Source organism: Leisingera sp. G5_S3_59_S7, assembly GCF_054968485.1.
Window position 1 is genome coordinate 84,436 of sequence record NZ_JBQKUH010000004.1, and the last position, 20,183, is coordinate 104,618.

Genomic DNA, 20,183 nt, shown 5'->3' on the forward strand with positions numbered 1-20,183 from the left:
TTAGTAGCCAGAGCCCTTTGATCTCCCGTTGATAACCAGGATGGGAGGTGCATATGCAAGTAATGGGCGACTATTACTCCGCGATCCAGCTGCGTCACGACCAATGGACAACGCTGAGAGAAGTAACCGAAGCCCTGGCCAGTGCCCGAAAACCGAAACGTGAAGCAGCGCTCGTGACAAATGTCCGGGCGCTGTTTGATTTACTGGCCCCGATTGAGACTTATTGGGCCTTCCCCGGCGTGCAGGCGTTTGAACAGATGCGGCGCCAGTTCGAGCACGGGAATTACGCCGATGTGGCCTTCTCCGTCCAGCGCGTGTGCCGGGCCTTGTCCACCGGCGCCTACCGGCGGCGGCATGTGCCGCTGGACCGCGACTCGGCCGATGCGGACGAGCATGAGGATGAGGTGATCCAGCCGCCCGAGGCGCGGGCCCTGGCCAAGCCCTATTTCGAAGTGCTGGTGGTCGACAACGTCAATGAGCACCAGGAACGCTGGCTGCACAGCAACTTCAAGAAGATGCGCCGCCCGGAAGATCCGTTTCACTATGAAACCGTGGTGGTGCCCAGCCTGCAGGACGCGCTGATCGGGATCCTGTTCAACTATAATATTCAGGCCATTGTGGTGCGGCCGGGCCTCAAGTTCGACTCGCAAATGGAGATGTCGCTGCTGACCCGCTACCTGGACTGGGCCGGCGGCACCGAGGGAATCGAGGCGGTCCGTTCGCTTGACCACGGTCCGGCGCTGTGCCGTCTGGTGGCGAATGTCCGGCCCGAACTGGACGCCTATCTGGTCACCGACCGTTCGGTCGAGGAGATCGCAGGACATGATCTGGGGATCTGCCGCCGGGTCTTTTACAACCAGGAAGACTTTATGGAGCTGCACCTCAATATCCTGAGGGGTGTGCAGGCGCGCTATAAGACGCCGTTTTTCACGGCGCTGGTCGAGTATTCCAAACAGCCGACGGGCGTTTTCCACGCGATGCCGATCAGCCGCGGCAAGTCGGTCTCGCGCAGCCATTGGATTCAGGACATGGGGGCTTTCTACGGTTCCAACATTTTCCTGGCGGAGACCTCCGCCACCTCCGGCGGGCTGGACAGCCTGCTGGAGCCGCACGGGCCCATCAAGCAGGCGCAGGAACAGGCCAGCCGGGCGTTCGGGTCGAAGCAGACGTTCTTTGCCACCAACGGCACCTCCACCTGCAACAAGATCGTGGTGCAGGCGCTGGTGCGGCCCGGCGATATCGTGCTGGTGGACCGCGACTGCCACAAGTCGCATCATTACGGGCTGGTGCTGGCGGGGGCGCAGGTGGTCTATCTCGACAGCTACCCGCTGCATGAATACTCAATGTACGGCGCGGTGCCGCTGCGCGAGATCAAGCACATGCTGCTGCACCTCAAGGCGCAGGGCAAGCTGAACCGGGTGCGGATGCTCTTGCTGACCAACTGCACCTTTGACGGCATCGTCTACAACGTCGAGCGGATGATGGAGGAATGCCTGGCGATCAAGCCGGACCTGATCTTCCTGTGGGACGAGGCCTGGTTCGCCTTTGCCCGGTTCAGCCCGCTGTACCGGCAGCGGACCGCGATGAACGCCGCCAATGTGCTGCGCGAGCGGCTGCGCAGCGAAGCCCATGCCAAGGCCTGGGAGGAGCAGCAGAAACAGCTGAAGGACGCCAGCGAGGAGGATTGGCTGAACACCCGGCTGCTGCCGCCGCCGGATGCGCGGGTGCGGGTCTATGCCACTCAGTCGACGCACAAGACGCTGACGTCGCTGCGGCAGGGGTCGATGATCCACGTCAACGACCAGGATTTCAAAGGCGAGGTGGAGGTGAGCTTCCACGAGGCCTATATGACCCACACCTCGACGTCGCCGAACTACCAGATCATTGCCTCGCTTGATGTCGGGCGGCGGCAGGTCGAACTGGAGGGCTTCGAATTCGTGCATCGCCAGGTTGAGGCGGCGATGGCGATGCGGCGGGCGATCATGACGCATCCGCGGCTGAGCAAGTATTTCCGGATCCTGACCGCTGCGGACATGATCCCAATCGAGCACCGCCAAAGCGGCCTGGAAAGCTATTACGATCCCCAGCGCGGCTGGACCGACGTTTGGGACAGCCTGGTGCACGACGAGTTTGTGCTCGACCCGACCCGGGTGACGCTGGCGGTGGGCGGCACCGGCTGGGACGGCGACACGTTCAAGACCGAGATCCTGATGGATAAATACGGGATCCAGATCAACAAGACCTCGCGCAATACGGTGCTGTTCATGACCAACATCGGCACCACGCGGTCCTCGGTGGCCTATCTGATCGAGGTTCTGGTGGAGATTGCCACCGGTCTGGACGAATTGCTGGATGACGCCTCGATAATGGAGCGGCGCGGGTTCGAAAAGCGGGTTTCGAACCTGATGCACGACCTGCCGCCGCTGCCCGATTTCAGCCGCTTCCACGACGCCTTCCGCTCTGCCCCGGAAACGCCCGAGGGCGATATCCGTTCGGCGTTTTTCCTCAGCTACGAGGAAAACAACTGCGACTATCTGGAACTGGACGGGTCGATCAGGGCGGCGATGGAAAGCGGCCAGGAGGTGGTGTCAGCCTCTTTCATCATTCCCTATCCGCCGGGATTTCCGATCCTGGTGCCGGGGCAGGTGGTGAGCCAGGAGATCCTGGCGTTTATGCGGGCCTTGGACGTGAGCGAGATCCACGGCTACCGGGCCGACCTGGGGCTGCGCGTGTTCACGCAGGAGGCCCTGAAACAGCAGGCCAAGGCCAATGAAGCGCGGCTGAAGCTGAACGCGGCCCGGCACAAGATATTCTGAAGGGAGAAATGGTATGCCATCTGCAGTACTGAACAATATCTCGGAAATACGCCGGCACTTCCACCGCAACGAGGACCCTGTGTACTTTGTCTCGGCAACCAATTTCAATCTGCTGGGTCTGGATGAATGGTGTAAGAATTTCAAATACATATGCTACATTGACTGCTATGGCGGCAAGCATCCCAACGTGTTCTGCCCGTCCGAGCAGCCGCACGCGGAATTCCAGTCGATCGAGGACATCAACAACTACCTGCTGCAGCACAAGGAGGTGGTCGAATGGATCAAGGGGCGCGGCGGCAAGCCCAAGTTCGTGTTCCTGATGTTCGACGAAGTGACCGAACGCCTGGCCAAGGATCTGGGCGGCGAGGTCTGGTTCCCCAGTGCCAAGCTGCGCCAGAACATGGACAACAAGATCGAAACGGTCCGGATCGGCAATAAGGCAGGCGTGCCCTCGGTGCCGAACGTGCTGGCGGAGGTCAAGGATTACGAGGATCTGAAGAAGACCTGCGACAAGGCGGGCATCGGCCATGACGTGGTGCTGCAGTCGGCCTTCGGCGACAGCGGGCACACCACCTTCTTTATCAATTCCGAAGCCGATTTCCGCCGCCATGAGCATGAGATCGTCGGCGAGGGCGAGATCAAGATCATGAAGCGTATCGACTGCCGCGGCTCCGCGATTGAGGCCTGCGCGACCAAGGAGGGCACCATTGTCGGGCCGCTGATGACAGAGCTGGTGGGCTTCAAGGAGCTGACCCCCTACCGCGGCGGCTGGTGCGGCAACGAGATCTTCTCGACCGCGTTTCCGCCCAAGACCCGGGAGCGGGCGCGGGAGCTCACCTTCAAATTCGGCGAGCAGCTGCGCAAGGAAGGCTACCGCGGCTATTTCGAGCTGGATTTCCTGATCGACAAGAAAACCGGGGATATCTGGCTGGGGGAATTGAACCCGCGCATCACTGGCGCCTCGTCGATGACCAACCACGCGGCCTTCGCCCATGCGGATGCGCCGCTGTTCCTGTTCCACCTGCTGGAGTTCTCGAAGAAGAAGTTCAAGCTGGACGTGGCAGAGCTGAACAACCGCTGGGCCGATCCCAAGATGATCGACAGCTGGTCGCAGATGGTGATCAAGCACACCGACGATTCCGTCGATATCGCCACAGAGGTGCCGGAGACCGGCATTTACCGCATGGCCGAGGACGGCAGCGTGCAGTTCGACCGCTTCGACTATCACCGCCGCGCCGTCGAGAGCGAGCAGGAGGCGTTTTTCCTGCGCATCCTGCAGCCGGGAGATTACCGGTATGAGGGCGCCGACATTGGCATCCTGGTGACCCGCGGCCGGTCGATGACGCCGGGCTTCCAGCTGAACGACCGCGGCAAGCGCTGGATCGACGCGATCAAAAGCGGCGTGAAGGCGCGTCCGCTGCCGATGCAGGAAGCCGGCCCGGTGGTGGCCGACCCTGCCTTCAAGATCATGTAGCCCCCGTGAGGACATGATCATCCGCTGGCGCGCCATTGACGAACCCCAGCCCGGCCCAAAGTGGGCCGGGCTGTTCCAGGAGTTCTGGCCGGACTACCACCAGTGGTGGATCCACGAAGGCCCGGAGGCGCGTCCCGGCTATCTGGACAGCGTCAACGCGCTGAAGACTCATATGCCGGAGCTGCTGCCGCTCTATGAGGAGCTGTGCGATCTGGCCGGCGGGGCAGATCACGCGGCGCGGTTTCTCAGCTTTTATTGCCCGCCGCCCTATTTGTCGGCCTGTTCCCAGGCACTGTGGCCTGGCCCGGAGCCGGTTTTGGTGCGCAACTACGACTACAGCCCGCACGCCTTTGACGGGGTGGTGATGCGCACCGAGTGGCTGGGCCGCACGGTGCTGGGCACCAGCGACAGCCTGTGGGGACTGGTCGACGGCATCAACGATGCCGGGCTGGCGATGTCGCTGACCTTCGGCGGCCGCCGGGTGGTCGGCGAGGGGTTCGGCGTGCCGCTGATCCTGCGCTACGTGCTGCAGACCTGCGAAACCGCCGAGGAGGCGGGCGCGGCGCTGTCCCGCTTGCCGACGCATATGAGCTACAACGTCACCGTGGTCGACCGTTCCCGCAAATTCCTCACCGCCTTCATGGCGCCAGACCGCAAGGCGGTGCTCAAGCATGTATCAGTTGCCACCAACCACCAGGAGAAGGTGGAGTGGGACAGCCATGCGCGGTTCACGGCGACGGTGGAACGGGAGCGTTTCCTGCTGCAGCGGCTGACGCTGCACAGGGAGCCGGAAGAGAAGTTCATAGGCGCGTTTCTGAAGCCGCCCTTGTATTCCTCTGCCTTCAGCGAGGGGTTCGGCACGCTTTACACGGCGGTTTACCGGCCCCGCAAGCTTGAGATGGAACTGCGCTGGCCCGGCAGCGTCTGGCATATGCCGCTGATGGCATTCGACGAGCGGACGCTGGCCGTGCAGGTTCCGGGGTTCTGAACGCCGGCCCTGGCCGGCCGGAGGCGGCACAGCATTCCCTGCCTGGACGGCTGCTGAGCTGACCTGCCGGGGGCCGGACTCTGGTTTTCCTCGCATAAATTGGCTGCACGTTCCGGGAAAATTGGAACTGAACCGGTGTGCTGTGAGTTGTCCAAGTATCGAACCGACCGATACAGCCCGGGGAGGAAGCCATGCACAGCATTTTCTATATCATTGGCGTCGTTGTCGTCGTTCTCGCCTTGCTCAACTTTATCGCCTGATCAGAGGGAGTATTCAGATGTCCGGAACAGACAAAGTGAAAACCGCCGCAAAAAACGTTGCCGAAGAGGCCAAGTCCGCTGCGGCGAGCGCCGCCGAAACCGCCAAACAAGAGGCGCAGAGCCGCGCAGAAGCAGCTAAGGAAAGCGTCGCCGACGAGGTGAAGTCCGTGGCGGCTGCGCTGCGCACCGCTTCCGACGAAATGCGCAGCGGCTCGCCGCATGAACGCGCAATCGGCCAAGTGGCCGGTACTCTGGCCGATGTGTCAGATTCAATCCGCAACCAGGATCTGGGCGATATGGTCCATTCCGTTTCGGGCTTTGCCCGCAAAAACCCGGTCATGTTCCTGAGCAGCGCTGCGCTGCTGGGCTTTGCCGCTGCACGCTTTGCCAAGGCGTCGGACAGCAGCCGCCAGGACGGCCCGGCGGCCAGCGCGGCGCACGCGCCTGCGGCAACCCCTTCGGCAAGCCCTGATCGTCCGGCCAGCCCGTACCCGGTTACGCAAAACACGGTCACGAAGAACACGGGAGAGGTGAAATGACACAGACGAACCCCGACCCCGGCGCCACGCCGAATGCTGCCAGCATCGTGACCGAGGCGCTGAACAACATCAGCTCGCTGGTCCGCAACGAGCTCGCGCTTGCGCGGGCTGAGGTTGGCGAAAACATCAACCGCGCTGCTGTCGCCCTGGGACTGATCGTTGGCGGTGTCGTCGTGGCGCTGACCGCGCTTAACGTTCTGGCAGCGGCCCTGTCGGCGGCGCTGACCGAAGCCGGCATGGATCCGGGCTGGGCAGCCCTGCTTGTCGGGGTGGCCTTTGCGGCCGCAGCCTTTGGTATGATCGCCAAGGGGACCAGCGACCTGAAGCTTTCAAGCCTGGCCCCCACCCGCACCGCTGAAAACGTGAAGCGCGACGCGCAATCCATCAAGGAGACGTACAATGACAAATGATAACCGTTCTGTTCACGAGATCGAGCGCGAGATCGAACGGGACCGCGCGCAGCTGACCAGCAACCTTGAGAATTTGCAGAACAAGTTTTCCGTCGACGGCGTGGTGCAGCAGCTGGGCGATCAGCTGCGCGAGCATGGCGGCGAGATCGGCAATGCCATCACCCGGACCGTAAAGGAAAACCCGGCAGCCGTGGTTCTGACCGGCGTCGGGCTGGCCTGGATGATCTTCGGGCAAGGCCGCTCCGGCGCCAGCCGCAGTGGCGCGGAACAGCGGGGGGCTGATTACGCTGGCCGCGCGCGTGGCCGCGAAGGGTACGGAAGCAGCGAAGCTTACGGTGACAGCGGCTGGGAAGACCGCCGGTCAGGCAGCAGCTACGGCGGGCACGACACCAGCGGCATGCTTGTGACACGCCCTGATCCGCGCATGAAGGGCGGCTCTGAAGGCGTCCCGTCCTGGGCCCGCGATGATGACGAGGATAGCGGCGGCAGCAGCCTTGCGGACCGCGCTTCCGGAGCCGCCGCATCGGCACAGGCCAAGGCGTCTGCCGCGGGTCAGGCTGTGCACGACAAGGCATCGGCGGCCGGTTCAGCGGCCAAGGACGCTGGTGCAGCCGCGAAGGGCAAGGCCGCTGCCGCAGGGCAGGCCGTCCGTGACGGCGCCTCCTCTGCCGCGTCCTCGGTGTCGGACGCCGCAGATGCCGCCCGTGCCCGGGCTGCGCGTTTGCGCGACCGTCTGTCGGAGGGCACGGAGAACCTCTCGGAAGAGGCCAGGGCCCGCGTGATCGCGGCGCGCGAGGCTGCTGTCGATGCCCGGCGCAAGGCTGCCGGGGCGCTGGCGTCCGGCTCGCGTCAGTCGGCGGACTTTTTCAACCGGCAGCCGCTGGTCGCAGGCGCACTGGCGCTGGCGCTGGGGGCGGCGATTGGCGGCGCGCTGCCGCGCACGCGCACCGAGGATGACGCCCTGGGCGCGCACAGCGACAAGATGATGGAGCGGGCCGAGGCGATCTTCCGCGAAGAGCAGGAGAAAGCCGTGGCTGTGATGCAGGCCGCCCGCAAGGAGGCTGAAACCATCGCCAGCGAAAAGCGGGACGCCATGGACAGCGCCGCGCCGCAAGGCAAGACGGCGGCCCAGGCGGCTGTCGATGAGGCGAAGTCGGCTGGCAAGCGGATTGCCGGCGCGGCCGCCGACAAGGCCAAGGAAAAGGACTTGGGTAAGCCTTCTTCATCGTAAGACGGGTCCGGAGGCTGCTGCGGCAGCCTCCGGCTTTGCATGAAACGGCTTTGGAGGAGACGCCATGACACGCGGCAGGCAGGCGGATGCACCGCATAAGATCCCGCCCAAGGGCTGGAAGGATATTGCCCTGCGGGTCAAGGATGAGATCGCAACCGACCATGTCGGGCTGATCGCTGCCGGCGTCGCCTTTTACGGGCTTATGGCGCTGTTCCCGGCCATTACCGCGCTTCTGGCGATTGGCGGCCTGATGATTGAACCCAGCCAGATTGTCGACCAGATTTCGCAGCTGGAAGGGGTCGTGCCGGACGAAGTGATGGAAATCGTCATCGGCCAGGCGACCCAGGTCGCAGGTTCGCGGGAAGGCGGGCTGGGCCTTGCTGCTGTGGCGGGTATTCTGATCGCCCTTTATTCTGCGTCCAAGGGCATGAACAGCCTCATCGAAGGCATGAACGTGGCTTACGACGAGGAGGAAAGGCGCGGCTTTTTCATGAAGACCTTTGTCACCCTCGTTCTGACGCTGTTCCTGATCGCGGGACTGCTGATGGGGCTTCTGGCGACGCTGGCGGTCCCATCGGTTATCGCGCTGATCGACGCCGGGCCCGTGACCGAAATCCTTGGCACGCTGCTGGTGTGGGGGGTGCTGCTGCTCACGACCATGGCCGGGCTTGCGGTGCTGTACCGTTACGGCCCGTCACGGGATAAGCCGGAATTTCTGTGGGCGTCGCCCGGTGCAATTGCCGCCTGTGTTCTTTGGCTGGCGGGCTCCGCGGGGTTTGCGTTCTACGTCGGCAACTTCGGATCCTATAACGAAAGCTTCGGCGCGCTGGCGGGGGTCGTGGTGCTGCTGATGTGGCTGTGGATTTCTGCCTTCATCGTGCTGCTTGGCGCCGAGATCAACGCAGAGGTCGAGGCGCAGACCGCCTACGACACAACTGTCGGCCCGGCGGAGCCGATGGGACAGCGCGGCGCGGTCAAGGCCGACAAGCTGGGCGCGGCGCAGGACACCTAGACCCGCCCGGAACCCGCTAGGACCGGTTTGCGCTGCGATGTTCCGCAATGGGGTGCCGGAGCGGGTCTGCCAGCGCACGGGCCGTCATAGAGCTGCCAGGAGGGCGGAAATTGGTCGTTCCCGCGGCTAAGCGGCATTCAAACCTCAGGAAAGCACAGCCCGGCTGCCTGGCTGCCCGCCAAACAGGTGGGCAGCTGCCTGCAGCATGCTTAACCGCCAACGGCCTTGCCGGATTTTCAAGGGAGGGGTGGTAGCGGAGGAGGGACTTGAACCCCCGACACGCGGATTATGATTCCGCTGCTCTAACCAACTGAGCTACTCCGCCGCTCGCTGTGTGGACGCGATTTAAGGAATGCCGGCGGTGGGGTCAAGCAGAAAAGGCAGGGAAATGCGGATTCTTCCGATGTTTTTCCTGATGAGGCGAGAAAAATATTAAAAACAACGGCTTATCTTTTCTCGGGCGCGCCGGGCTGCGGCGCGGCAGGATTTCAGCGCCGTTTCGCGGCTATTCGGTTTGCGCGTCCAGGGCGGACAGTTCTGGCTGCGGCAGGCGGTCCAGCAGCTGGAATACCAGGGCGCGGCAGGCTTCTCCGGCCCAGTCCTCAGGGTGGAAGCTGGGCGGCAGGTCCGGGTGGCGCAGCACCACGCGGCGCCAGCGGTGCACGATCAAAGTCCGCAAGGTGCCGGTCTGCGCCGGGGTCAGGCCCGCAGGCGGCGGAGCAATCTGCTGCAGGTCGCGCTGCAGCGCGGCGCAGGCGTCCTGCAGGTGGTCCGGAAACAGCCGGGCCTTGAGCCAGCCAGGAACGCTCATGCTGTTGACCCCCGCCGCCAGCAGGTCGTCCAGGTTGCGCGGCATCGGACCGTGGCCAAGCGCGGTGGTGCGGTTCACGGCGACGTAATTGGACAGCAGCAGCACCTCGTCCAGGGTTGCCTGCCCGGCGCCGTCCTCGGCGATCAGCAGGTGCCAGTCGCCGGGGGCGGCGGCGCGGCGCTCATAGATCCGGGGGGTGACGGCGGCGGATTGGTTGCGGCCGTATTCGGTCAGGTAGTGGACCGAGGCGCGGCCTGAGCGGGCGCTTTCGATCCAGCCGTCCTTGCGCAGCCGGTGCAGCGCCACGCGGATTGCCTCGGGCTTGATTCCCATCGGGGTGATGATGCGGGTCAGGGCGCTGCCGCTGATCCGGGCGCCCTTGTCCTGCGCCAGATCGCCGAACAGCGATACGATCACCGACCAGACCCGCTGGTTCTGCGGGTCGTTCAGCTGCTGGACGGTTGTCTCAAACCAGGGGTTATGCTGTTCGTTCATAGGGATAAACATAGTTCGCCCGGACCGGTAAGGCCAGTCCGGGCGGTTGGCGGCAGCGGGGCTGCGTGCCGCATTTTCGCAGTTTTAGTAGGCGTTCATTGTCAGCAGTTCGTACTCTGCTGCAATCTCATCGTCCTGGTTGGTCAGGGTCACATGCCAGCGGACCTCGCCGTACTCCTCGTTGCGGGGGGTTTTCTTTTTGACGGTGAGGCGGACCTTGATGCTGTCGCCCGCCGAAACCGGCTTCATGAAACGCAGATTGTCGAGGCCGGTGTTGGCCAGAACCGGGCCCTCGTCCGGCTGCACGAACATGCCCGCGGCAAAGGACAAGAGCAGGTAGCCATGCGCCACGCGGCCTGGGAAGAACGGGTTCCGCTTGGCGGCGTCGTCGTCCATATGGGCATAGAAGGTGTCGCCGGTGAAATGGGCGAAGGTCTCAATATCCTCCAGCGTCACGATGCGCGGTGCGGTGTGCAGGGTCTCGCCGATGGACAGCTCGCCGAACTTGCGGGTGAAGGGGTGGGCGGGGCCTTCGATCTCGGTGCCGCCGGGGACCCATTTCTCGCCGATCGCAGACAGGATGTCGGGCGAGCCCTGGATGGCGGTGCGCTGCATGTAATGTTTGACGCCGCGCACACCGCCCATCTCCTCGCCGCCGCCTGCCCGGCCTGGGCCGCCATGCACCATGTGGGGCAGGGGGGAGCCGTGGCCGGTCGATTCCTTCATCGAGTCGCGGTTATTGAAGTAGAGGCGGCCGTGGTAGGCGCCGGCGCCGATGGCGACGTCGCGGGCGACGGCCGGGTCATGGGTGATGACGGAGGCCACCAGCGAGCCCTGGCCGCGGTTGGCCAGATCAATGGCGTGGTCCAGATCGCGGTAGCCCATGATGGTGGAGACGGGGCCGAAGGCCTCTGTGTCGTGCACGCGCTGCGCCTTGTCCGGGTCGGCGCAGTGGAACAGCATCGGCGGCACAAAGGCGCCTTTTTCGGCATCGGCGCCATCGACGAAGAAGTTTTCCGGATCGCCAAAAACGCGCTCTGCTTCCTGGCCGATGATCGCGGCCTTTTCCAGCACGTCGCGTTTCTGGCTGTTCGAGACCAGAGCACCCATGCGGGTGGTTTCCAGGCGCGGGTCGCCGATCTGCGTTTTCGCCAGTCGGGCCGACAGTGCTTCGATCACCGCGTCGACCTGCGCCTGGGGCGCGATGATGCGGCGGATGGCGGTGCATTTTTGGCCCGCCTTGGTGGTCATCTCGCGGCTGACTTCCTTGACGAAGAGGTCAAACTCCGGCGTGCCCGGAGTGGCGTCCGGCCCCAGGATCGAGGCGTTGAGGCTGTCCTGTTCGGCCACGAAGCGCACCGAGTTTTCCAGAATCACCGGGTTGGCGCGCAGTTTCAGCGCGGTATTGGCGGAGCCGGTGAAGCTGACCACGTCCTGCATGGTCAGATGGTCCAGCATGTCGCCCAGGCCGCCGGAGACCAGCTGCAGCGCGCCTTCGGGCAGGATGCCGCTGTCCAGCATCAGTTTCACTGCCAGTTCCGTCACATAGCAGCTGTTGGTGGCGGGTTTCACGATGGCCGGAACGCCGGCCAGCAGGGTGGGGGCGAGCTTTTCCAGCATGCCCCAGACCGGGAAGTTGAAGGCGTTGATATGTACCGCGACGCCGCGCAGCGGGGTGCAGATGTGCTGGCCCAGGAAGGTGCCGTTGCGGCTGAGCTGCTCCACATCACCGTCGAGGTAGACATGGGCGTCCGGCATCTCGCGGCGGCCCTTGGAAGCGAAGACGAACATGGTGCCGATGCCGCCGTCGATGTCGATCATGTGGTCGGACTGGGTGGCGCCGGTATCGAAGCTGAGGTCATAAAGCGCCTGCTTGTGCTGGTTCAGGTGGCCGGCCAGCGCCTTCAGCATCCGGGCGCGGTCGTGGAAGGTCAGCTTGCGCAGGTTCGCACCGCCCACCGTGCGGGCGTAGTCGAGCATCGCCTGCACGTCGAGCGCGTCATTGCCGGCGCTGGCGATCACCTCGCCGGTGATGGCGCTGGCGATGTTGCGGGCGCCTGCGCCCGGTGCGACCCATTGACCCGCTGCAAAGCTGGAAATCTCTAGAAGGCTCATGATGCTGTCCTTTTCGTCAGGCCGGCAGGGCCGGCTGGCTGGAATCCGATGCTGAGATATATTGACCGTCCGGTCGGTTTATGCAAGGAATTTGTCAAATGCGCCGCTGACAGGGTGAGGGAGCGATGAGCGATACGATTCTGGTGGAGGATCACGGGACCTGGGTGGAGATCACCCTGAACCGTCCGGACCGGCTGAACAGTTTCAATGAGGACATGCACAACGCCTTGCGCGCAGCGCTGGAAGGCGCACGCGACGGCGGTGCCCGCGCGGTGCTGCTGACCGGGGCCGGGCGCGGCTTTTGCGCCGGGCAGGATCTGGGCGACCGCGATCCGCGCAAGATGGACGGGCCGCCGGACCTGAGCCAGACCGTGCGCAAATTCTATGCACCCCTGGTGCGGCTGATCCGCGAGCTGAACTTTCCGGTCATCTGTGCCGTCAACGGCGTGGCCGCCGGGGCGGGCGCCAATTTGGCACTGGCCTGCGACATGGTGCTGGCGGCGGAAAGCGCCAAGTTCATCCAGTCGTTCTCCAAGGTGGGCCTGATCCCGGATACCGGCGGCAGCTGGCATCTGCCGCGGCTTCTGGGCGAGGCGCGCGCCAAGGGCCTAGCCCTGACCGCGGAGCCGCTGCCTGCAAAAAAGGCCGAAGACTGGGGCCTGATCTGGAAGGCGCTGCCGGATGGTGACCTGATGGCCGAGGCGCGCGGCATGGCGGAGAAATTCGCAAACGGCCCGACGCTGGGGCTGGGCCTGACCAAACAGTGCATTCAGGCAGCGGCAGTCAACACGCTGTCCGATCAGTTGGAGATTGAGGCGGATGCGATGAAAACCTGCGGCGAGAGCGCGGATTACGCTGAGGGCGTTGCCAGCTTCCTGGAAAAGCGCGCGCCCGCGTTCAAGGGCAAGTGACCATGACCCCCAAGGAACGCGCCGAAAAATCCGCCGCCGCGATGTGGGCAGAGGACCACGCGTCCAAGTGGGCGGGGATGGAGATCACCCATGTGGATGAGGGCGAGGCCACGCTGGAGCTGATCATCGCGCAGCATCACTGCAACGGCCACGGCATCTGCCACGGCGGCGTGACGTTCATGCTGGCCGACAGCGCCTTTGCCTTTGCCTGCAACAGCCGCAACCAGTCGACCGTGGCGCAGCACAACGTGATCAGCTTCACCGCGCCGGGACGGCTGGGCGACACGCTGATCGCCAAGGCCCGCGAGATTTCTCTGACCGGGCGAAGCGGGATCTATGACGTGACAGTGACCAATCAGGACGGCCAGCAGATCGCCGAATTCCGGGGCTTCTCCCGGGCGGTCAAAGGCCAGTTGTTTGACGAATAAGGTGTGGAGGACGCCATGGAAGATTTGACCCCGAACAAGAGCGATCTGGATCCGATCGAGATCGCCTCGATCGACGAAATCCGCAACCTGCAGCTGGAGCGGCTGAAATGGTCGGTGCGCCATGCCTATGATAACGTGGCGATGTACAAGCAGCGCTTCGACGAGGCGGGCGTGCACCCGGACGACCTGCAACAGCTGTCCGATCTGGCCAAGTTTCCCTTCACCTACAAGAACGACCTGCGGGACAATTACCCGTTCGGCCTGTTTGCGGTGCCGCGCAGTGAAATCATCCGCCTGCATGCGTCCTCCGGCACGACCGGCAAGCCGACGGTGGTCGGCTATACCAAGGGCGACATCGACAACTGGGCGGATCTGGTAGCGCGCTCCCTGCGGGCGGCGGGGCTGCGCAAGGGCGATATGGTGCATAACGCCTACGGCTATGGCCTGTTCACCGGCGGTCTTGGCGCGCATTACGGGATCGAGCGCCTGGGCGCCACTGTCGTTCCGATGTCGGGCGGGCAGACCGAAAAGCAGGTCGGCCTGATCACCGACTTCAAACCCGACGGGATCATGGTGACGCCGTCCTACATGCTCAACATCCTGGAGCAGTACCACAAGATCGGCATGGACCCGCGCGACTGCTCGCTGAAGGTTGGCGTGTTCGGGGCCGAACCCTGGACCGACGCGATGCGCAAGGAGGTCGAGGATGCCTTTGACATGCACGCGGTCGATATCTACGGCCTCAGCGAAATCATGGGGCCGGGCGTGGCGAACGAATGCGTCGAGACCAAGGACGGCCCGGTCATCTGGGAGGATCACTTCCTGCCGGAAATCATCGACCCGGCCACTGGCGAGGTGCTGCCGGACGGGGAGATGGGCGAGCTGGTGTTCACCACGCTGACCAAGGAAGGCCTGCCGATGATCCGCTACCGCACCCGCGACCTGACGCGGCTGCTGCCGGGCACCGCGCGCACGATGCGCCGGATGGAGAAGATCACCGGGCGCAGCGACGACATGATCATCCTGCGCGGTGTCAACGTCTTCCCCAGCCAGGTGGAGGAGCAGCTGATGGCGACTGGCGGCCTGGCGCCGCATTACCAGATCGAGTTGTATAAATCCGGCCGGATGGACGCGATGCGGGTGTATGTCGAGGCTAATCCGGATGCCACGGATGAGCTGAGCAAGACCGCGGCGGCGCGGATGCTGACCAAGCGGATCAAGGATATGGTTGGCGTTTCCACCGAGATCATTGTAGGCGACCCCGGATCCGTCGAGCGCAGCCAGGGCAAGGCCAAGCGCGTCGTCGACAACCGCAACAAGTCCTGACCCGGGAGAGTGAGCCTTGGCCCGCACGATCGCAAAAGACCATGATCAGAAACGCGCGCAGATCCTGAAGTCCGCAGCCAAAGTGTTTGCGGAAGCAGGCTATGACCGCGCGTCGATGACCCAGCTGGCGCGGGAATGCGGGATCTCCAAGGCGAACATCTACCACTACTATGACAGCAAGGATGCCGTTCTCTTCGGCCTCCTTGACACCTACCTCAGCGACCTGCGCGACCGGGTCTGCGAGGTGGAGCTGGACGGCTACGGCCCGCAGGAGCGGCTGCGCCGCATCGTTTCGGAAATCCTGCTGGCCTATCAGGGCGCAGACCATGAGCACCAGGTGCAGCTGGGTGCGATGGGGGCGCTGCCGGAGGAGCAGCAGAAGCATCTGCGCGGCTATCAGCGCGAGATGGTCCAGTTCATGAGCGATGCGTTGCAGGCGGTGGCGCCTGAGGTTTTTGACGGCGACAGCGCCAAGCTGCGCGGCGCTACCATGTCGGTCTTCGGGATGCTGAACTGGTATTACATGTGGAATACCGGCGCCGGGTCCAAGGCGCGGGAGGATTATGCCCGGCTGGTTGCGGATCTGACCCTTCATGGGGTGAAGGGGCTGTAAAGGCCGTTTTGCGTTCAGCGTTTTCTGCGTTAGCCTGCTCCGCCAAGGGAGGATGCGATGCAGAAACCTGAGAGCTTTGAGAATTTCTATTACAAAAAGGTCGGGCTGGGCGAGGCCTGCGGCTGCGCCGAACGCGCCATCGACATGTATGAGTTCGACCGCACCGCGGCCGGGAAGACGCGCGCGAATTCCGGCAGGCGCCGGTTTTCGCTGAAGTCATTTGCCCTGAAGTACGGGCTGTGGTCCCGTCGCAGGACACCGGCGGAATAGGCACGGAAACACACCCGGCGGAGAAGTCCCGCCGGGTGCAGCTGTTCAAGCATTCGGATCAGCTTTCGCTGCCCAGCAGCGGTGTGATGCGGCGCACCGCGACGCGGCGGTTGACGCGTTCGGCGTCCAGCGTCTGCACGGCCAGGTCGCTTTCACCATAGCCTTGCACCACCATGTTCTCCGGCGGCACGTCGAAGTATTCGGTCAGCGCCAGCGCCACGGTTTCGGCGCGGCGGTCCGACAGCGCCAGGTTATAGGTCGCTGCGCCCACCGCATCGGTGTGGCCTTCGATCAGGAACACCTCGCCAGGGCTGCGGTCGATCAGCTCGCGCAGTGCGTTGCCCAGGGCGGCTAGCTCTTCGGCCTCCTGCGGGCGGATCACTGCGGAGCCGGTGTCGAAGTTCACCGAGTCAACGTTGATCACAGGCACCAGGCGGCGCACCGCGTCGATGTTGCGGACCTGCGCCAGCGAGAAGCGGCGGTCAACCTGCGGAGCTTCCTGCGCGGCCAGCGCTGCGGCCAGGTCCTCAGCCGATACGGCACCGGTGCCGGAGAAGGCACGGCGGTTGTCCTGAACTTGCGGCAGCTCGTTCACCACGACCTTTTCAGACTTTTGGGTGTCGTCGAACAGCACCACACTGCGGCCGTCCGGCAGGATGCGGGTCCGGCGCAGCACCCGGCCTTCGGCGGAGCGGATGGTTTCCACCTCAACGCCGTTCTCGCTGGTCACCACGGTGCGGGTTGAGCCGTCCTGGAACCGGTAGGTGGTCACATTCGAGCCCGGCTGGCGCAGCAGTGCGTCGTCGTCCTTCAGCACGCGGTACTGGCCGTCCTGCTCCACGATGGCGCGGTCGCCTGTGTTGGACACCACCTTACCGCCATTGTTAAGCAGTGTGCCGATGGCCAGGGCGCCAAGGCCAAGCAGGGCGTTGCGCTGCTGGTCGGACAGGCCGCTGTCATCTTCTTCCGCGGCGGCATTGGCCTGAGGGGCAGGGGCTTCTGCCGCAGCTTGGGTGTCCGCGCCGACTTCGGTCTCAAACTCCTCATCTGAGCTGCGCACGGTTTCCTCGGTCACTGTTTCTTCGGTCACCTCGGCCTGGCCTTCGCTGTTATCCGCGGCGGCAGCGGCAGCTGCGGCGGTCTCAGTCTCGGCTTCGGCCTGAGCATCGGCCTGGGCCTGGCTGTCCAGCTCTACCAGTTCGGGGTTGTCGGCAGTTTCGCCGGTATCGCCCTGCGACTGGGCCAGATCGGCGGCAATCGCTTCGGCGCTGGTTGCGGTTTCTTTAGCGGCGGCATCCTCTGCCGGCTGCTCAGCTTGCGCTTGGGTCTGCTGCTCCGCCTGGGCCTCGGCCTGCTGATCAGCCTGAGCTTCGGCCTGTTCGTCCTGCGCTTCGGCTTGCGCTTCCTGAGCGGCGGCCTCCTGCTCCAGTGCCTCTGCCAGGGCAGCGGCCTCTGCAGCTTCCTGAGCGGCAGCAGACTCTGCGGCAGCCTCCGTTTCGGCAGCAGTTTCCGCTGCTGCGGCGGCTTCTGCCTCTGCATTGGCGTCAGCACCAGCCTCAGCCGCGGCCTCAGTTTGGGCAGGGGCTGTGCCGTCTGCCTGCTGCTGGGTGTTCTCACCGCCCGCAGCCTGAGCGTCCGCGCCAGCCTGCACTTCCGCGCCGGCCTCAGCTTCAACAGCGGCCCCGGCATCCGCCGTCATCTCTGCCACGCTGGCCAGCACGCTGGCGGATTGCAGCTCGCCCGGCAGCTCAGCGTCAAAGGCGCCGGTGCCATAGGCCTGGCAGAACTTGGCGATCCGGCCGGATTTTTCCTGGACTTCCCCGCCTGCGGCCAGCTTCTTTTGCTGCCGTTCAGCGCGTTTCCTGCAGCGCTCGACCAGTTTGCCGATCTCGGCAGTGGTCATCTGGGTAAGGTCAATGCGCTTGTTGCCCTTGTCCTGCGACAGGGCGGGCAGCGGTGCTGCCAGCGAGACCATCACTGCCAGCGCCGTGGTCGATTTGAAAATTCCCGGTTTCATAACGGTTCCTTCCTTGTTCCGGCACATGGCCGTACGGGGGTAACCGCTGAGTGGGGAAAAAGTTTCCCGGCGGCCCGGCAAAAAAGAAGCCGCCCCCGAGGGGGCGGCTGAAATCTGGCCGTTTTCCGCCAGCGGCACTGAAATTCAGAGGCTTACGGGCGGAACCATGCCGACAATGTCATAGGTCTTGCGCAGGATTGGTGCGGTGATCTCGCGCGCGCGGTCGGAGCCGCGGGACAAAATCTTGTCGATTTCGTCCTGGTTCTGCATCAGCCGCGCCATCTCGGTCGAGATCGGCGCCAGCTTGGATACCGCCAGATCCGCCAGCATCGGTTTGAATTCCGAGAACTGCCGGCCGCCGACATCCGCCAGCACCTGATCGACGCTCTGCTCGTTCAGGGCGGCATAGATATTGACCAGGTTGCGCGCCTCGGGGCGGTCCTCCAGGCCTTCGGCCTCGGACGGCAGCGCCTCGGGGTCGGTCTTGGCCTTGCGGATCTTCTTCGCGATGGCGTCGGCGTCATCGGTCAGATTGATGCGGGAGGCGTCGGATGCATCCGATTTCGACATCTTCTTGGAGCCGTCGCGCAGGCTCATCACCCGGGTGGCGGCGCCTTCGATCACCGGTTCGGTCTCCGGGAAGAAGTTGACGCCATAGTCATGGTTGAACTTGATGGCGATATCGCGGGTCAGTTCCAGATGCTGTTTCTGGTCCTCGCCAACCGGCACATGGGTGGCGTGGTACACCAGGATGTCGGCGGCCATCAGCGCCGGATAGGCAAACAGTCCCAGCGAGGCGTTCTGCTGGTTCTTGCCGGCCTTGTCCTTCCACTGTGTCATCCGCTGCATCCAGCCCATGCGGGCGACGCAGTTGAAGATCCACGCCAGCTGCGCGTGCTCGGGCACCTGGGACTGGTTGATCAGGATGGACTTTTCCGGGTCGATGCCCGCCGCGATGAAGCCCGCGCACAGCTCGCGGGTCGATTTCATCAGGTCCTTGGGATCCTGCCAGACGGTGATCGCGTGCAGGTCGACCATGCAATAGATGGTCTCAACGTCCTTGGCCTGCCAGTCGACGAAGCGCTTCAGCGCACCGAGGTAATTCCCCAAGTGCAGGTTGCCCGAAGGCTGGATCCCCGAAAAGACGCGCGGGGTGAAGCTGGTTTCGCTCATAGCCGGAAACTCCCGTCTGGAATTATGCACCATCGTCGCTTACCCATGGGGCCAGGATAGGTCAACAGGCGCGGGGGATTCCGTGCCGCAAGGAGCCCGGATGAGCAGCCAGCCCAATAATGCCCCCCTCAACCCTCTGCCCGCCGCGGTGGTGGCGCTGGTCCTGATCATTATCGGGATCGAGGCGGTGTTCTCGCTGGGCGCGCGCGGCATCCTGGGCGGTCCGGAGGCGATCGGCTGGCGGCTGGAGGCGATCCAGTCCTATGCGTTCTCCAGCGAGATTTTCTGGTGGATGCAGGACAGCGGCCGCTGGCTGCCGGAGCATCTGAAGCGCTTTGTCTCCTATATCTTTGTGCATGGCGCCTTTACCCACGCGCTGTTTGTCTGCGTCTTTGTGCTGGCGATGGGCAAGATGGTGGGCGAGGTGATGGGCGATCTGGCGATGGTGATCATCTTTATCCTGTCCGGCGCCGGCGGCGCGCTGGGCTATGCGCTGCTGGTGAGCAGCGGCCAGCCCCTGATCGGCGGCTTTCCGGCGGTCTATGGGCTGATCGGGGCGTTCACCTTTTTGCTTTGGCGCTCGCTGGCCTCGGTCGGGGCGCAGCAAAGCCGGGCGTTTTCGCTGATTGCCTTCCTGATGGGGGCGCAGCTGGTGTTCGGGCTGCTGTTTGGCGGCCAGAAGGACTGGGTGGCCGACCTGGCGGGTTTTGCCACCGGGTTCAGCCTGTCGTTCTTTTTGGCGCCGGGCGGCTGGGCCCGGATCCGCAACCGCATCCGCCACGATTGAAACGGGGCGCTCCCGCCCGCTGCCGATGCCCCAAGGGGCATTTGCAGCCGTTGGGCCGGGCCGCGCTGACGCGCGGCGGGAAGAGCCGCTGAGAAGCGCTTCAGGGGCAGGTTTGCCGTGAAGGCGCTATCTCCATTTTGCGGCCGGCAAATCCCGCCCCAAGGGTGAACCGCGCGTGCCGCGCGGTGGCTATGCCGCCCTTGACCCGGAATTGGCAGGGAAGGTCAGCCCTGCTTCTTAAGCGGACACGTGCTGAGGCCGAGGATTTGATAAAGAGGGCAGTAGCCCATGAGGCCGGTCGCCAGCGGCACCAGGCCGATGAGGCCCCACAGGGTTTGCGGGCCGATGAACACCAGCGACAGCAGGATCAGGCCGAGAATGATGCGCAGGGCGCGGTCGAGGGTGCCTTCGTTACGGGGCATTGGGTGGTCCTTTCGAACTCAGGTTGGAAATTCTGAGTCCATTTTAGACCGCGGCCGGGGCGGCTGTCGGTGACAGTGTCACCAA

General features: G+C 64.1%; 18 protein-coding genes and 1 tRNA gene. 13 read left to right on the forward strand and 6 right to left on the reverse strand.

The annotated features are described in order from the left end of the window. Positions 1-53: 53 nt before the first annotated feature. From ACTRWG_RS03920 to ACTRWG_RS03950, 7 genes are all read left to right on the forward strand, one after another. Positions 54-2,816, forward strand: coding sequence for an aminotransferase class I/II-fold pyridoxal phosphate-dependent enzyme (locus tag ACTRWG_RS03920; protein ID WP_259959377.1), 2,763 nt, complete (start codon positions 54-56; stop codon positions 2,814-2,816). 13 nt (positions 2,817-2,829) lie between these two features. Then, a complete protein-coding gene (locus ACTRWG_RS03925; protein ID WP_027236376.1) occupies positions 2,830-4,290 on the forward strand; it encodes a biotin carboxylase in 1,461 nt (486 codons plus the stop codon). A 13-nt stretch (positions 4,291-4,303) separates the two neighbouring features. Next, positions 4,304-5,278 carry a C45 family autoproteolytic acyltransferase/hydolase gene (locus ACTRWG_RS03930; RefSeq protein WP_245597373.1) on the forward strand — a complete coding sequence of 325 codons (975 nt, stop codon included), beginning with the start codon at positions 4,304-4,306 and terminating at the stop codon, positions 5,276-5,278. A gap of 277 nt (positions 5,279-5,555) precedes the next feature. Beyond that, the gene (locus ACTRWG_RS03935; RefSeq protein ID WP_051357795.1) at positions 5,556-6,077 is read left to right on the forward strand and encodes a hypothetical protein; all 522 of its coding nucleotides are present in this window, start codon (positions 5,556-5,558) and stop codon (positions 6,075-6,077) included. Further along, positions 6,074-6,487: a phage holin family protein gene (locus ACTRWG_RS03940; protein ID WP_051357796.1), complete on the forward strand. Its 414-nt coding sequence runs from the start codon at positions 6,074-6,076 to the stop codon at positions 6,485-6,487. Before ACTRWG_RS03935 ends, ACTRWG_RS03940 begins: the two co-directional genes overlap by 4 nt. Beyond that, complete coding sequence (locus ACTRWG_RS03945) at positions 6,477-7,718, forward strand: DUF3618 domain-containing protein (protein WP_027236379.1); 1,242 nt, start codon at positions 6,477-6,479, stop codon at positions 7,716-7,718. The genes ACTRWG_RS03940 and ACTRWG_RS03945 overlap by 11 nt, the downstream gene beginning before the upstream one ends. A gap of 64 nt (positions 7,719-7,782) precedes the next feature. Beyond that, complete coding sequence (locus ACTRWG_RS03950) at positions 7,783-8,730, forward strand: YihY/virulence factor BrkB family protein (RefSeq protein WP_027236380.1); 948 nt, start codon at positions 7,783-7,785, stop codon at positions 8,728-8,730. A gap of 248 nt (positions 8,731-8,978) precedes the next feature. Here the strand turns inward: ACTRWG_RS03950 and ACTRWG_RS03955 are convergent. The 3 genes from ACTRWG_RS03955 to paaZ form a co-directional block, all read right to left on the reverse strand. Further along, a tRNA-Met gene (locus tag ACTRWG_RS03955) sits at positions 8,979-9,055 on the reverse strand. Positions 9,056-9,235: 180 nt separating this feature from the next. After that, complete coding sequence (locus ACTRWG_RS03960; RefSeq protein ID WP_259970981.1) at positions 9,236-10,036, reverse strand: PaaX family transcriptional regulator C-terminal domain-containing protein; 801 nt, start codon at positions 10,034-10,036, stop codon at positions 9,236-9,238. 84 nt (positions 10,037-10,120) lie between these two features. After that, complete coding sequence (paaZ, locus tag ACTRWG_RS03965; RefSeq protein WP_462828992.1) at positions 10,121-12,151, reverse strand: phenylacetic acid degradation bifunctional protein PaaZ; 2,031 nt, start codon at positions 12,149-12,151, stop codon at positions 10,121-10,123. A gap of 125 nt (positions 12,152-12,276) precedes the next feature. Here paaZ and paaG point away from each other — a divergent pair, with 125 nt between their 5' ends. The 5 genes from paaG to ACTRWG_RS03990 are packed head-to-tail and all read left to right on the forward strand — an operon-like array spanning position 12,277 to position 15,699. Further along, positions 12,277-13,062: a 2-(1,2-epoxy-1,2-dihydrophenyl)acetyl-CoA isomerase PaaG gene (paaG, locus tag ACTRWG_RS03970; protein WP_462828993.1), complete on the forward strand. Its 786-nt coding sequence runs from the start codon at positions 12,277-12,279 to the stop codon at positions 13,060-13,062. Positions 13,063-13,064: 2 nt separating this feature from the next. After that, positions 13,065-13,490, forward strand: a complete 426-nt coding sequence (gene paaI, locus ACTRWG_RS03975) for a hydroxyphenylacetyl-CoA thioesterase PaaI (protein ID WP_462829019.1) — start codon at positions 13,065-13,067, stop codon at positions 13,488-13,490. Between the two features lie 15 nt (positions 13,491-13,505). Beyond that, complete coding sequence (paaK, locus tag ACTRWG_RS03980) at positions 13,506-14,816, forward strand: phenylacetate--CoA ligase PaaK (RefSeq protein ID WP_462828995.1); 1,311 nt, start codon at positions 13,506-13,508, stop codon at positions 14,814-14,816. A gap of 16 nt (positions 14,817-14,832) precedes the next feature. Continuing rightward, positions 14,833-15,429 (forward strand): TetR/AcrR family transcriptional regulator, encoded by a 597-nt coding sequence (locus ACTRWG_RS03985; protein WP_259957380.1) that lies wholly within the window; start codon positions 14,833-14,835, stop codon positions 15,427-15,429. A gap of 57 nt (positions 15,430-15,486) precedes the next feature. Further along, complete coding sequence (locus ACTRWG_RS03990) at positions 15,487-15,699, forward strand: hypothetical protein (RefSeq protein WP_259970978.1); 213 nt, start codon at positions 15,487-15,489, stop codon at positions 15,697-15,699. 58 nt (positions 15,700-15,757) lie between these two features. Here the strand turns inward: ACTRWG_RS03990 and ACTRWG_RS03995 are convergent, their stop codons facing one another. After that, the gene (locus ACTRWG_RS03995; RefSeq protein ID WP_462828997.1) at positions 15,758-17,716 is read right to left on the reverse strand and encodes an OmpA family protein; all 1,959 of its coding nucleotides are present in this window, start codon (positions 17,714-17,716) and stop codon (positions 15,758-15,760) included. Positions 17,717-17,860: 144 nt separating this feature from the next. Further along, the gene (trpS, locus tag ACTRWG_RS04000; protein WP_462828998.1) at positions 17,861-18,889 is read right to left on the reverse strand and encodes a tryptophan--tRNA ligase; all 1,029 of its coding nucleotides are present in this window, start codon (positions 18,887-18,889) and stop codon (positions 17,861-17,863) included. A 100-nt stretch (positions 18,890-18,989) separates the two neighbouring features. On the opposite strand from trpS, the gene ACTRWG_RS04005 reads away from it, so the two are divergent. Continuing rightward, positions 18,990-19,676 (forward strand): rhomboid family intramembrane serine protease, encoded by a 687-nt coding sequence (locus ACTRWG_RS04005; RefSeq protein ID WP_027236390.1) that lies wholly within the window; start codon positions 18,990-18,992, stop codon positions 19,674-19,676. Between the two features lie 224 nt (positions 19,677-19,900). On the opposite strand, the gene ACTRWG_RS04010 is transcribed toward ACTRWG_RS04005, so the two are convergent. Then, on the reverse strand, positions 19,901-20,098 hold the full coding sequence (locus tag ACTRWG_RS04010; protein ID WP_027236391.1) for a YgaP family membrane protein: 198 nt from the start codon (positions 20,096-20,098) through the stop codon (positions 19,901-19,903). Positions 20,099-20,183: the final 85 nt, after the last annotated feature.